Consider the following 13,241-nt stretch of genomic DNA (forward strand, 5'->3'; position numbering starts at 1 on the left):
TGCCGGGCACCGCAGTCCACGCACAGGTAACGGGTCCGAACCCTCCCGAATCCGGCTGATCCACGTATTGCATTGCACCGCAACAGGTTCACCCAGCCCGTCCCGCTCTCGCAAATGCGACCGAACCCGGTGCCAGCGGTTGGGCACATGGTGTGTCGCGGGTCGGTGGACGCTCGCCCCGCCGGGGGACCCGGTATCCCTCGCTCGCGGGACGATCGGGCCGTGGCCTGCGGGTATCGTCCCTGAGGTGTTCACCGGACCGGCATATCCGCCCGACGCGCGGCTGCCGCACCTGTTCGCCTCGGCGCGCGATGTCAATACCGCCGAGGGCGGTGACCTGGCCGGGATCCTGCGATCGCTGTCCCGGCAGTCGATACTGGTGGCCGTCGCCACCGCGATCCTGGACACGGTCATCATCACGATGTCCGGAATCTTCACCGTCGCACCGGTTCCCGCCACCGCGGTGACGGTCCTGATCGTCGCCGCGGACCTGGCCTTCGCCGCCGCACCCCGCACCGCCGCGGTGGTGGCCGTCGCGCAGGTGGCGCTGCGGCTGGCCGGTGCCGCGCTATTGCACGGGCACGGGCTGCCGGTGCGCATCGGGGACGTCGGTTTCCTCATCGCCGGATACCGGGCCGGTGCGTGGCTGTCCGGGCGCGCCTCACTGATCATCGTGCCGCTGCTGGGTGCGGGCGCGTGCGGTAGCGCACTGATCGCCAACGGTCCCGCCGCGCACGACTGGCGTCTGCTGGCCATCACGGCGGTTTCCACCGGCGTGCTGCCGTGGCTGGTCGGCCGATACACCACTGCCCGCGGCGCCTATATCGCCGAACTCGAACAGCGCGAACGGCTTCGGCGTCACGAACAGCGCGCCGCGCTGGACCGCGCGCTGGCCGACGAACGCGAGGCGATCGCCCGCGACCTGCACGACGTGATCTCCCACCACGTCAGCGCCATCGGCATCCATGCCGGCGCCGCGCGGCTGGCGCTCACGGCCGGCGCGGCCCCGGACGACGCGGCGACCAGATCCCTGGCCGCGGTCGAGGCGAGCAGCCGCGCGGCGATGGTGGATCTGCGCCGTCAGCTCGATCTGTTACACGGCCGCGACGAGGCCGGACGACGCCAACCCGGACTCGCCGATATCGAGGAACTGGCCGCACACGTGCGCGAGACCGGACTGGACCTTGCGATCCACACCCGCGGCTCGGGCACACCGCTGCCCGAATCGCTGGATGTGACCGTGTACCGGATCGTGCAGGAGATGCTCACCAACGCGCTGCGCCACGGCGACGGCCGCGCCGACCTCACGGTGGACGAGCGCAGCGACCGGGTACTGATCTGCGAAACCAATCCGGTCGCTGCGCAGCCGGATACGGCGCATTCGCTGCATCGAGGCCTGGACGGGATCCGGCGTCGCGCCGAATTGTTCGGCGGCACGGTCGATTACGGGATCGACGACCGAAACCGTTGGCGCATCACGGTATCGCTACCTCTGGGAGGCACATGAACACCCCGATCCGGGTCCTGATCGCCGATGACCACGCCATGTTCCGGTCCGGGCTGCGCGCTGTGATGCAGGCCCATCCGGAAACCGAATGCGTGGCCGACGTCGGTGATGGGCGCTCGGCCGTGGCCGAGGTATCCCGGCTGCGACCGGATGTGGCGATCCTGGACGTGCGCATGCCGAAACTCGACGGACTGGCCGCCACCGAGGCGATCGTCGCGGCCGGCGGCACCCGCGTACTGGTGCTGACCACCTACGACAGCGAGGCGAGTCTGGCGCGGGCATTACAGGCCGGGGCCAGCGGATTCCTGCTCAAGACCCTGCCGCCGGAGGAGTTGATCGCCGCGGTGCGCATCGCCGCGCGCGGTGACGCGGTGATCGACCCGTCGATGACCCGGCGCCTGGCCGGGCGGTTCGCCGGCACGCTCACCGACCCGGCCGAGCCGCCCGAGGTCGCAACGCTCACCGCCCGGGAGAAGGAGGTACTGCTGCTGCTCGCTGATGCCCGCAGCAACAGCGAGATCGCCGCGGCGCTGCATGTCGGCGAGGAGACGGTGAAAACGCACGTCTCCCGGGTTCTGGCCAAGCTCGGCGTGCGCGATCGGATTCACGCGGTGGTGTACGCCCACCAGAACGGGTTGGTGCGTCCCGCTCCTTGATGTCCGGGACAGTCATCACAGTGGGATAACCCACATTGCTCAGTCATCCGCTACCAAGCAAATGCTTGTCTTGCTACCGTCGGAAATGCAGGAGGACGGCCGCGGCGATCGATGACGATCGCGGAGCGCGCGCCACATCGGACCGCGTGATACGCGGCCCATTCGGGGAATATCAACGGGGATGAGACCGAGGGCAGAGTCACTGCCGCTCGATGATGGCCGCGGCCCACGCACCCCGGACGTCACGTCGGCGCGCTCGCCATGCTGCCGTTACTCCTGACGACCCGACAACACAGGAAGGCATATGAACACCCCTACAACACTCCCCGATCCCGACCACCCGCTGATCCTCGCCGGGCGGGCGTACACGAAATATTTCACTCCACGTGTCACCGGTCTGGAGAATCTCCCCACCTCGGGCCCGGCCCTGATCATCGGCAACCACTCCTCGATCTACTGGGCGCCGGAGGTATGGATCACCTTCATGGCCATGCTCGACCACCGCAAGGGCGAGCCCAGTTTCGGCGTCGCGCACGACATTCTTTTGCGCACACCGATTCTCGGGGAGAGCCTGCAGAGCATCGGTGTGCTTCCGGCGTGCCGGGAGGCGGCCATCAACGCGGTCAAGGACGGCGGGGCGGTGCTGGTGTATCCCGGCGGCGACTGGGAGGCATGCCGACCGTGGACCGAGCGCGGCAAGGTCGATTTCGCCGGGCGCCGCGGATTCGTACGCCTGGCCTTGGAACTGGGCATCCCGGTGATCCCCGCGGTCGCCGACGGCGGTCACGACGCGATCTTCGTGCTGAGCCGCGGCGCACGCGCCGCACGACTGCTGGGACTGGACAAACTGTTCCGCACCAAGGTCTTCCCCTTCACCCTGGGCCTGCCCTTCGGTGTCGCGCCGGTCCTGCCGCAGGTGCCGCTACCCGCATCGGTGCGAGTGAGCTTCCTGCCGCCGCTGCAATGGTCCACCGAGCCCGGCGACCACTGCGACGAGGCCACGGTCGATCGCTGCTACGAGCAGACTCTCTCGACCATGCAGGCCGAACTCGACCGGCTGCGCGCCGAGACGCCGAATCCGGTCACCAGCGGTATCCGCACCCACCTCGCCGGACTGCCCGGCCCGCTGTCCGCGCTGGCCGGATTCCTCTGACCCGCCGGTCGCTCAGCCGCGCCCGATATAGGGCATGCCCGTCGCCATCACCGTCAGGAACGGCACGGCGGTATCCAGCGGAAGGGCGATCGTCTGGACGACGAGCCGGGCCACATCGGCCGCGTCGATGGTGGGTTCGGGCCGCACCGTGCCGTCGGCCTGCAAGGCTCCCGCGGCGATTCCCGCGGTCAGATCCGTCGCCGCATTACCGATGTCGATCTGACCGACCGCGATGCCGTGGGCACGGCCCTCGAGGGCCAGCGCCTTGGTCAGTCCGGTCACCGCGTGCTTGCTGGCGGTATAGGCCACCGCGTAGGGCCGCGGCACGTGCGCGGAGATCGAGCCGTTGTTGATGATCCGCCCGCCTGCGGGGTCCTGTCGGCGCATCAGCCCGAACGCTTCCTGTGCGCACAGGAACGAGCCGGTCAGATTCGTATCGATCACCCGGCGCCACTGCGCGTGTTCGACCTGCTCGATCGGCTGCGTCGGACCGAACAGTCCGGCATTGTTGATCAGCACGTCCAGACGGGACCAGCGACGTTCGATGTGCTCGAACAGCTCCCGCACCGATTCGGCGTCGGTGACATCGGCGGTGACGGCCTCGGCCGACCCAGGACCCGGTGCGGCCGAGACGGTCTCGGCGAGCGTCGCGGCCGTGCGACCCGCCGCGACGACGTGATGTCCCGCCGCGCTCGACGCGACGGTGACCGCGCGGCCCAGACCGGACCCCGCGCCGGTGACGAGAATGATCTTGCGGTCGGACACGGCCACGAGACTAACCCGATACCTGCCCGGAGACCGCGGGCTGCGGCTCGGCCGGTGTGGCGTCGATCCGGTCGTCCCCGGCGGCGGGAACCTCCGGCAGCGCAGGCGTGGGCAACTGGGCCGGCAGACGCCGATCGGCGCCGCTCATCTTGCGCATCACCCAGCGCAGCCCCCGGGACGCTCCCACCAGGATTGCCGCGAGTACGGCGGTGCCCACCGCGGCCCGCAGCCAGTACACCGGGCCGATCGGCGCCATTCCCATGTCCGCGCGCAGCCCGCTCTGCCAATGTGAGGCGTTCACCGTCGCGGCGATCACCGCGAACCCGCACAGCAGCAACACCGGCACCCGATGGTGCCCCCACCGCGCCTCGACGTCGATACCGCGGCGCCGCAACACGATTCGCCCCAGCCCGGCGATCCCGATCGCCACGGCGACCAGGACACCGGTGAGCACCGCCTGGGTGGGCGAGGTCCGCGGCAGGACCGCGGGCAGCAGCGATACGACCGCGGCGATCGTCACCGCCACGATGGTGCCCACCCGGGGACGTATCCGGCTCATCACGCCACCACCTTGCGGCTCCAGCGGCGATATCCGATCGCGGCCACCACCAGCAACAGCAGTACGCCGAACACCGTCACGGCGGCCGGGCCGCCGATATGCCAGAGCTGATGATCGAAGGTCTTGCCGGACAATTGCGTACCGAACAGATACTCCGGTTCGGGCGTGGCGTAGTTCTGCCGACGGGAGTTCAGGTCCACCCCGGTCGTGGCCACTGTCGCCATCAGTTCGCAACCGGTCTCCGAGACACTGTCCGCCCGCGATTCACACGCGGTGTGGATGCGCTGCTGGAACACCGCGTCGATGGCCTGACGGCCCCACGCACCCAGCGGCTGATGCCGATGCTCGGCATAACGCAGCACGTCGTAACCCAGATCGTGGGCACGGCAGGCGGAGGTGAACTCGGCCGGCAACTGGATCGGGGACGAACACGCCCCGCCCGGGTCGACCAGCAGATGGTTTTCCACCACCGGCCGGTACCCCGCCCCCGCGGCGAAATCGGCCGGAAGCCGCACATCCCACGGATGCGCACCGATCAGATCGGTCACCGCGGTGCGCGCCGCCCGGTTCTCCGAGCCCGGATTGTTCACCGACGCCGAGGCGTGCATGGCCGGCGCGAAGGCCAGGGTGACCGTGGCGGTGAGCAACGCCATCATCATCGAGCCCAGCTGGCGGCGCACATCCCGCGAACGCACCCGGCGTAACGAGACATATCTGCGCAGAGCGTGTGCGCCCTGCGAACTGTGTGGACTGTGCGGGGCGGCGGGAGACGGGTCCGGCGGGCCATCCGGTCGGGCCGGTGTTACATCACTCACGATGTCCGAAGGTATGCGATAGGGGCGTGGAAGTGTAGTCGAGGCCGGTTCACGCACCCGATCTCAGGACAAATGCCTCGTCAGCACCTTTGCAGCGGGTGCGTCCGTGCCGACGATGTGCGATCGAGGCAGACGGGTCGGGACGGCGAGTTCCATGATGCGAGGACAACTTTCGCCGTCGCGTCACCGGCCACGTCGCGGTACGATTCTTCGCTCTCGCTCAGCGAGCGCTCTCGGAGCCTGCGGATGCGACCGGGAATCGCCGCCTCGGGCAGGCGATCCCGTTCCTTCGTACCCGCCCTGCCGCGCGGCACACGGTGCCCGATGCGCGATGATGTGCGCCGACGCAGTGTGCGAGCACCGTGCTCGCACCGGAAAGGCGGGCGTCATGGGTTCGGTGCACATCCTGTCGCATCCGCTGTCCGCCACCAGGGTGTCGGTATTTCCCGGTGATCCGCCGCCGCGTCTGGACACCGTGTGCACCCTCGCCGATGATGGCTACTATCTGCGAACGGTGACCGTCGGGGAGCACACCGGCACGCACTGGGGAGCCCCCGCTCATTTCACCGCCGGCGCCGCGGCCGCACATGAACTGCGCGCCGAGGATTTCGTACTGCCCGGAATCGTGATCGATATCGCCGACCGGGCCGCCGCCGATCACGACTACGCGCTCACCGTCGCCGATCTGATCCATTGGCAGGACCGGCACGGGCCGCTGCCGCGCGAGGCCGCCGTGCTGCTGCATACCGGCTGGGATATCCGCTGGGGCACTGACGATTTCGCCGCCCGCGGCCCGGACGGGCGAATCCACCATCCGGGATTCTCGGTCGCGGCGGTGCGCTGGCTGCTCGACCACGGCGTCCTGGGCCACCGCGGTGCGCTGGGCACCGACGCGTTCAGCCCGGACCTCGGCGTGGACGAGACCTTCGAGGTGTCCAGACTCCTGTATCGCGAGCATCGGCTGAGCCTCGAGATACTGGCCGGGCTGAACGATCTGCCGGCGCGCGGTTTCACCGTCGTGGTCGGCGGATTCGTCAGCGAAGGGGGCTCGGGCTCACCGGCGACCATCTACGCTCTCGTGGACGAACCCGGCCACCAGCGCGGATAGCGCCACCACCTCACGCGCAGTGGATCAGGAACGTCGCCACGGCGGTGTCCGCGGCCTTCACATCGACCTGAGCGTTCGCCACGGCATCGGGGGAACACCCGGACGGCACCGAGGTCACAGTGGCGTGATAGCACCCCGGCGGGAAGCTCCGGCTCGCCGCGCCGTCCTTGCCGGTGGTCAACGTCGCCAGGGCCGCATCCGCCGTACAGCTGGTGACCCGCACCGCGACCATCGGGACCGGGAATCGCTCGGTGCCGGTCCCGGCCTGCACCTTCACCGTCCCCGACGGCGCGGCCGGTGCGGACGGTGCGGACGGACCACCGGGCGATGCGGAACATCCCGCGGCGGGCAGCGTGAGCAGGATCGCGGCCAGTGTGGACAGCGCGAGCAACATGCGGCGCACCTGGACTCCTTCCGATCGATCGGGGGCGAATCGATCGCCCGGGCCAACCCTATGCCTTCCCGGTCGCGACTCCCCGGCATGACACAAACCATCGGCACGCGCCCTTGCGGAGAGTTTTGTCCGCTGTCACACCACATTTCGATAGCCGTTCCGCCACAGCCGTATTCGGAATGTTGCAGCCGAGGGCGATTCCGAATTTTCCACCGCTGACCGTATGCGAGAGTGGACGCGCCGCCGCGTGCGGTGAACGAATCCGCTCGGCCGAAAACGGAGATCTCGAATTGACACCCGGAGACGCGATGCGGGTGGCCGCACTCGCAGTTGTCGCCACCCTCACCGCCGTCGTGACGACGGCCACCGGATCGGCTGCCGCGCCGATCGACCCGATCACCTCCTCCGGGCGGCCCGCGGCCACCGTGAGCGCTCCCGACGGCTCGACCGTCACGAAGCTGACCGTGCACGATGCGCGGCATCTGACCTTGCAGGTCCATTCCGCCGCGATGCGCCGCGACATCGCCGTCGACGTGCAACGCCCCGCCGACAGCTCGGCGCGGCGGCCGGTGCTCTACCTGCTCAACGGCTCCGGCGGCGGCACCGACGGTGACAGCTGGGCCACCACGACCCATGTCCTGCAATTCCTCGGGGACAAGAACGTCAATGTCGTACAACCACTCGGCGGCGCGTGGAGCGTGTACACCGACTGGATCAAGGACGATCCGACGCTGGGCCGCAACAAATGGACCACCTTCTTCACCCGAGAACTACCACCCGTGATCGACGCCGCCCTGGACACGGACGGCCGCAACGCCATCGCGGGCCTGTCGATGGCCGGTGAATCGGTATTCGCGCTGTCCATCGCGAAACCGGGCCTGTATCGCAGCGTCGCCTCCTACAGCGGCTGCGCGCAGACCAGCGATCCGCTCGGCCAGCGCGAGATCAAGACGATGGTCGAAGTCTGGGGTCACGGCAATCCGGCCAACATGTGGGGCCCGGACGACAGCCCGCTGTGGGCGGCCAACGACCCGTACGTGCACGCCGAGCAACTGCGCGGGGTGAAGCTGTTCATCTCCGCCGGAAGCGGACTGCCGGGACCGCACGACACCCTCGACAGCCCGTTCCTGACCTACGGTTTCAGCCGAACCCCCGACACGCTGGCCAATCAGATCCTGCTCGGCGGCCTGATCGAGGCCGGAGTGAACGCCTGCACCCACCACCTGCAGCAACGCCTGGACCAGCTGGATATCCCCGCCACCTACGACTACACCCCGACCGGAACCCATTCCTGGGGCTACTGGCAGGACGCGTTCGAGAAGTCCTGGCCGGTGCTCGCGTCCGGCCTGGGCATCTGAACGCGGCGGACCTATCGGCCGCCACACGGGCAAATTGCCCGCATCCGAAGCTCGCGACCACGTGACGTCGGCTCGTTACCCCGTCTATCCTCGCGGTGTGTCGTTACACAGCCCGGCACTCGGTGATGTTCAATCGGTGCCGTTGCAGTTCCAGCGAACGAGTGAAAGGTAGTAGACATGGCACTTCCCACCATGACAGCCGAGCAACGCTCCGAGGCGCTGGCGAAGGCTGCCGCCGTCCGCAAGGCCCGGTCGGAGCTGATCGAGCAGATCCGCAAGGGATCGGTGTCGCTGTCCCAGGTGCTCGAGCGGGCCGACAAGGAAGATCTCGTGAAGAAGACGAAGGTCGCCGCGGTCATCAAGGCGCTGCCGGGCATCGGACCGGTCAAGGCCGCCAAGCTGATGGACGAGGCGGAGATCCCCGCCGACCGTCGCATCGGCGGCCTCGGCTCGCGCCAGCGCGCCGCCCTGCTCGAGGCGATCAGGAACTGATCCGGCGGCGCTCAGCACCCGACCAGCCCCGCGACCTGCACAAATACCTGTGATTTGGTCCACGCGGACTGATCCGATAGCCTTGCTGAGCACCACCGGTCCGGGTGGCGGAATGGCAGACGCGCTAGCTTGAGGTGCTAGTGTCCTATTAATGGACGTGGGGGTTCAAGTCCCCCTCCGGACACAGACAGTACGCCAACGTGCGGCCGGGGATTCACTTCGGCCGTAACCATGTGGTCGTCGTGGTTATAAGTTTGTTTCAGTCCCAATTCTCGGTAAACCTCCGGCTTGTCGTACGGGTCGGCAGCCCGCAGCACCGCCAGCAGCCCTTTCAGGTTCGAAGACCTCTGCGCCCGGTGAGCTGATGGCCGCGCCTCGGCTCATCGTGAGCACGGCCTCGCGGCGGCTCATCGCGCCGAACGGTGAACCGCCCATCGGGTTGTTGCCCCAGATCCAGGTGGGCCCGTCGCCGAGATGATCCAGTGCCTGCTCTGCGACATCCCTGGGATCGGCGACCTCGCCGCCGGACTCGCCTTCAGGGTCGAGGACCCGGTGCATGGACGGGGTGTCGGTCTTGCCGAGCACCAGCCCCAGCACATCGACTCCGCTGTCACGCCATTCGGCCCACAAGCCTTCAGCCAGGATGAGGTCGAAGGCTTTGGTGGCACCGTATGCAGCGAGGGTTGCGCCTCCCGCCCAAGCCGCGCCCGAGGTCACCAGTACCAGAGCTCCCCGTCCTCGCGCGACCATCGGAGCACCGAACCGGTAAGCCGCTTCGAGCACACTGCCGCAATTTCGGTGAACCAGACTCAGATGGGTGTCGAGGTTCTTGTCGAGGAACGTGGCGCTGCTGTTGTCACTGCCCGCGTTGTACACGAACAGCCCGATCTCCAGTTCGGATGTCATCTGCGCCAGCTCCGAAAGGGCTTGGGGCGCACTGAGATCGAGCGGCACGGTGCGGACCTCGACACCGTGCTGCGCCCGGATGTCGTCGGCGAACGCCGTGAGAACGGGCACCCGTCGCGCCACCAGCACGACGTTCATGCCGCGGGAAGCCATTTCGTGTGCGAATGCCGCACCGACGCCGTCGGATCCACCCGCGACGATGCCCCATGGCCCATAGTCGGTCAAAGCCTTGGTCATTGAGTTTCCTTTCCAGAATTGGACTTGCGTCAGCTCGATAGCGTCAGCAGTGCACGGGCCGCCAGGACGCATCGGCGTGCTCGTTCGCGTATCGGTTCCCTGCCCGCGCTGCCGAAATCATCGGGACTTCGAGACCGATCACGACGTCGCGGGGCAGCGTGGCCAGAATTTCCGGTAGTGGCAGCTCACCTTCGCCAGGCACCATCCGGTCGATCGCGTCCGCATGGTAGTTCGCACTTCGCTGGCGGATCGTGTGGTCACTGAGCTGCGCATAACCGATCAACGCCGGATCGATGGCCGCTGGTTCGGCTGCGGAATGCCCGGCACGCACCAGGTGCATGGTGTCGATCAGCAGACGGAAGTCCGTGCGCGCCACGTAGTGCACCGCTGCCAACGCGATGTCGAGGTCGGCGATCATCAGCGACGGAGCGAATTCGATCGTCGTCCGGATTCCTCGCGTGCCCACCATCTCCGCTAGCACAGCGAACTCGTCGAAATCGCCTGCCAGGTGGACGGACTCGACGGGCGGGAGCCCGAAGACAGTCTGGTGTTCGATGGCCAACTGGTGGCGGTTCGTCGTCATCCGGCGCGCCGCATCGAGGTGACGAAGCGCCATGCCACGTCGGTGCCCGCGAACGGTTCGAGTGACACCGCCCAGCGGGCGAACACGCTCAATTCGTGGCCCGCGGCCAGTAGCCGCTGCGCCATCGGCGTGCCCATGCTGCCGAGCCCGACCTTCACCGCGACTCCCCACGACCGGCTCGGGCGCACCGCAGGGATGCAGCACGTTCTTCTCTACCGCGTCCGACGACAGAACCGTTCCGATGATTCCCAGGTCGGCTCCTGCACGCTGGGCGACTTCACGCACCACGGTGATGTCCTCGAGCATCCAGTCCGACAACCGCGCAACGGCGTCGACTGATCCGCCAGCGGCCACGACGCCGAAAGCACGGCTCGCGCCACTGCCGTGTTGCACAGCCGAGAGAATCGTTTTCTCCTCGATCCCCACTGAGCCCGCCAGGCGCACCGCATCGATCGCGAGACCCACCTGCGCCACGAACAGCGCGTTGTTCACGAGTTTGACCCGCTGACCATTGCCGATCGGCCCCACGAAGACGACCGGCGACGCATAGGTCGCCAATGCCGGGCGTAGCTGTTCGACAAGCGCCTCGTCGCCGCCCACCCAGAGCGTGAGATCGCCTGCCGCGATATTGTGCGGGCCGCCCGAGAGCGCGGCGTCGAGCACCCCGATCCCGCGACGCGCGGACTGCGCCGCGATCAGCTCCACGGTCGCCGGATCGCAGGTCGTGTGGGCGACGATCACGGCTCCCGGTCTCATAGCCGCGACCGCACCAGCGGGGCCGAGACATACCGATCGCACCTGTTCGTCGGTCAGCACGGCCACGAACACCACATCCGCGTCGCGCACCGTCGCCGCGATGTCATCGGTCACGGTCAGCCCGTCGGCCGCGGCGGCAAGTTGGGCATCGGGTCGGCGCACCAGTACCCGCACGTCGTGGCCTGCGGCGGCCAAGCGGTCGATAATCGGCCGACCCATACGACCTGCTCCTATAAATCCGATCTTCACTGTTCCTCCACTGCCGCTGCCGCCTGCGCGGCGGGCGGGGCGAGCATGTCGCGATGTTCGGGAGTGCCGTCGAGGTTGGCGTTGATCCGCTCGGTGATCCGCCAGCCTTCCGCTGTGCGGGCCCAGCGCCAGGTGTTCGCCGAAACCCGCGCCACCCAGAACCGGTCGGCCCCGGCGTCCCACCGGATGTTGAGCGCGTAGCTGCGTCCTGTCGCCCGGTCGCCGTCGACCACGATGTGCGGCACCGTCAGCACATGACCGCAGCCGTTGCGGATCAGGCTCTGGTGCCCACCGTGAACCATGGCGACGATGTCGTCGCGTCCTTGCATCCGCAGCTGAGGGACAGCGTCGAAGAGACCGTCCTGCGTCCACAACGCCGCCGCGGCCTCGCCAGAACCGCTGTCCACGGCCGGGCCGTACTGCGCTACCAGTTGCATGATCTCCACCTGGTCCTCCAGCAGACGCACTCGCGCCGACAGCGCGTCGATCAGCGCGCGCAACTCATCGATCTCACTCAATCCGTCCGATCCTTTCCGCTTGTGCCGCATGGTCGCCGGCGGTTTTTCAAGGAACCACGACGATGCGCGCCGGACCGCTGGCGTCGCGGGCAGCATCGAGCGCCTCGGATACCTGGTCGAGTCCGACGGTCCAGCCCAGCATCGGGGAGACATCCAGATCGCCCGAGCAGACCGCTTCGAATGCCTCGGTCCAGTGGGCAGGCAACGGGCCACCACCGAACTGGATGTTCAAGCCTTTACGCTTGGCGGTCAGCGTGTGGAGATGGTCGCCCTCCGGCGGACCACCCACGGAGAAAATCCGCGTACTGCGCTCACATCCCTTGATGATCGAGTCGAGCACGCCGGGAATACCGACGCATTCGAACACCACGCAGCCCGGCAGACCGGCCGCGCCGATCATGTCCTTCATCGGCTCGCCCGACCTGCGCACCACATCACGCCACGCCCGATACGGCGAGACCTCGGCCGGATCGACCACCACGTCAGCACCCATCGCCAGCGCCGTCTCCCGCCGGGCCGCCACGAAATCGACCGCCACGATCGGCCCCACACCCAAACGTTTCAGATGCGCGATCGCCGACAGCCCGATCGCACCGCACCCGAGCACCAGCGGTACCTCCCTGGTCGTCACCTGTGCGCGTGCCGCAGCCGACCAGCCCACCGAGATCCCGTCCGCGATGCATACGACCTCGCTCGGCAAATCCGACACCACGACCTGGGTGAGAGCCTCGTCCAGCAACAGATACTCACCGAAACCACCAGGCGACTCCGGATTCTGGCCGATGATCTTGCGCCCGTCCGCGGTGGACAGGATCGGCAGCGAGCTCACCCGCGTTCCGATGGGGATCGCGCGCTCGGTCGCCGGACCATAATCGGTGACCTCGGCGCAGTATTCGTGCCCCATCACGATGTCCTGATCCTGGTCGTAGGTCGACATCCCGCTGTCGTCCTCCGCACCCGCCTCCGGGTGATCCATGAAATGCAGATCCGACGCGCAGATCCCGCACGCGAGGGTCCGGACCAGCAACTGGCCCGGACCTGGAACCGGGTCTTCGACAACCCGCGTCTCGACCCGCCCACCTCGTAGCACAGCAGCACGCATGCGCTTCCTCCTCGCTCTACATGCGAAGCCTCACTTCCGATCACAGCCCGCATACCGATCTTGGGATCGTATCTACGACTGCT

General features: G+C 67.8%; 14 protein-coding genes and 1 tRNA gene. 7 read left to right on the top strand and 8 right to left on the bottom strand.

What is annotated here, in order from left to right; all coding sequences use genetic code 11:
• The first annotated feature begins 247 nt into the window (after window positions 1-247).
• The 3 genes from NV1_RS21035 to NV1_RS21045 all read left to right on the top strand — a co-directional run bounded on the left by NV1_RS21035 (window position 248) and on the right by NV1_RS21045 (window position 3,316).
• Window positions 248-1,507, top strand: coding sequence for a sensor histidine kinase (locus tag NV1_RS21035; protein WP_245713832.1), 1,260 nt, complete (start codon window positions 248-250; stop codon window positions 1,505-1,507).
• Window positions 1,504-2,163: a response regulator gene (locus tag NV1_RS21040; RefSeq protein ID WP_067893781.1), complete on the top strand. Its 660-nt coding sequence runs from the start codon at window positions 1,504-1,506 to the stop codon at window positions 2,161-2,163. The genes NV1_RS21035 and NV1_RS21040 overlap by 4 nt, the downstream gene beginning before the upstream one ends.
• Before the next feature lie 304 nt (window positions 2,164-2,467).
• A complete protein-coding gene (locus NV1_RS21045; protein WP_067893783.1) occupies window positions 2,468-3,316 on the top strand; it encodes a lysophospholipid acyltransferase family protein in 849 nt (282 codons plus the stop codon).
• A 12-nt stretch (window positions 3,317-3,328) separates the two neighbouring features.
• Here NV1_RS21045 and NV1_RS21050 read toward each other — a convergent pair whose 3' ends face one another.
• Genes NV1_RS21050 through NV1_RS21060 form a run of 3 tightly spaced genes read right to left on the bottom strand, consistent with a single transcriptional unit; the run spans window position 3,329 to window position 5,455 of the window.
• Window positions 3,329-4,087 carry an SDR family oxidoreductase gene (locus NV1_RS21050; protein WP_067893785.1) on the bottom strand — a complete coding sequence of 253 codons (759 nt, stop codon included), beginning with the start codon at window positions 4,085-4,087 and terminating at the stop codon, window positions 3,329-3,331.
• A gap of 4 nt (window positions 4,088-4,091) precedes the next feature.
• Window positions 4,092-4,640 carry an alpha/beta-hydrolase N-terminal domain-containing protein gene (locus tag NV1_RS21055; RefSeq protein ID WP_067893787.1) on the bottom strand — a complete coding sequence of 183 codons (549 nt, stop codon included), beginning with the start codon at window positions 4,638-4,640 and terminating at the stop codon, window positions 4,092-4,094.
• Window positions 4,640-5,455 (bottom strand): hypothetical protein, encoded by an 816-nt coding sequence (locus NV1_RS21060; RefSeq protein WP_157117181.1) that lies wholly within the window; start codon window positions 5,453-5,455, stop codon window positions 4,640-4,642. Before NV1_RS21060 ends, NV1_RS21055 begins: the two co-directional genes overlap by 1 nt.
• A gap of 388 nt (window positions 5,456-5,843) precedes the next feature.
• Between NV1_RS21060 and NV1_RS21065 the strand changes: the two genes are divergently transcribed.
• Window positions 5,844-6,563, top strand: coding sequence for a cyclase family protein (locus tag NV1_RS21065; protein ID WP_067893947.1), 720 nt, complete (start codon window positions 5,844-5,846; stop codon window positions 6,561-6,563).
• A 10-nt stretch (window positions 6,564-6,573) separates the two neighbouring features.
• On the opposite strand, the gene NV1_RS21070 is transcribed toward NV1_RS21065, so the two are convergent.
• On the bottom strand, window positions 6,574-6,966 hold the full coding sequence (locus NV1_RS21070; RefSeq protein WP_157117183.1) for a hypothetical protein: 393 nt from the start codon (window positions 6,964-6,966) through the stop codon (window positions 6,574-6,576).
• Between the two features lie 299 nt (window positions 6,967-7,265).
• On the opposite strand from NV1_RS21070, the gene NV1_RS21075 reads away from it, so the two are divergent.
• From NV1_RS21075 to NV1_RS21085, 3 genes are all read left to right on the top strand, one after another.
• Window positions 7,266-8,315 (top strand): alpha/beta hydrolase, encoded by a 1,050-nt coding sequence (locus NV1_RS21075; RefSeq protein ID WP_067893950.1) that lies wholly within the window; start codon window positions 7,266-7,268, stop codon window positions 8,313-8,315.
• Window positions 8,316-8,492: 177 nt separating this feature from the next.
• Window positions 8,493-8,807 carry an integration host factor, actinobacterial type gene (mihF, locus tag NV1_RS21080; RefSeq protein ID WP_067893792.1) on the top strand — a complete coding sequence of 105 codons (315 nt, stop codon included), beginning with the start codon at window positions 8,493-8,495 and terminating at the stop codon, window positions 8,805-8,807.
• 98 nt (window positions 8,808-8,905) lie between these two features.
• Window positions 8,906-8,991: transfer RNA gene (locus NV1_RS21085), tRNA-Leu, on the top strand.
• 62 nt (window positions 8,992-9,053) lie between these two features.
• Here the strand turns inward: NV1_RS21085 and NV1_RS21090 are convergent.
• The 4 genes from NV1_RS21090 to NV1_RS21105 are packed head-to-tail and all read right to left on the bottom strand — an operon-like array spanning window position 9,054 to window position 13,158.
• Entirely contained in the window at window positions 9,054-10,022 is a 969-nt protein-coding gene (locus NV1_RS21090; protein WP_245713833.1) for an SDR family NAD(P)-dependent oxidoreductase, read from the bottom strand.
• Window positions 9,994-11,538 (bottom strand): NAD(P)-binding domain-containing protein, encoded by a 1,545-nt coding sequence (locus tag NV1_RS47225; RefSeq protein WP_281181861.1) that lies wholly within the window; start codon window positions 11,536-11,538, stop codon window positions 9,994-9,996. Before NV1_RS47225 ends, NV1_RS21090 begins: the two co-directional genes overlap by 29 nt.
• Window positions 11,535-12,056 carry a nuclear transport factor 2 family protein gene (locus NV1_RS21100; RefSeq protein WP_067893953.1) on the bottom strand — a complete coding sequence of 174 codons (522 nt, stop codon included), beginning with the start codon at window positions 12,054-12,056 and terminating at the stop codon, window positions 11,535-11,537. The genes NV1_RS47225 and NV1_RS21100 overlap by 4 nt, the downstream gene beginning before the upstream one ends.
• A gap of 46 nt (window positions 12,057-12,102) precedes the next feature.
• Window positions 12,103-13,158 carry a zinc-binding dehydrogenase gene (locus NV1_RS21105; protein ID WP_067893794.1) on the bottom strand — a complete coding sequence of 352 codons (1,056 nt, stop codon included), beginning with the start codon at window positions 13,156-13,158 and terminating at the stop codon, window positions 12,103-12,105.
• Between the last annotated feature and the right edge of the window lie 83 nt (window positions 13,159-13,241).

Origin of the sequence: Nocardia vaccinii NBRC 15922, from assembly GCF_001613305.1 — a bacterium.
In the GTDB taxonomy this organism is placed as follows: Bacteria; Actinomycetota; Actinomycetes; order Mycobacteriales; family Mycobacteriaceae; genus Nocardia; species Nocardia vaccinii.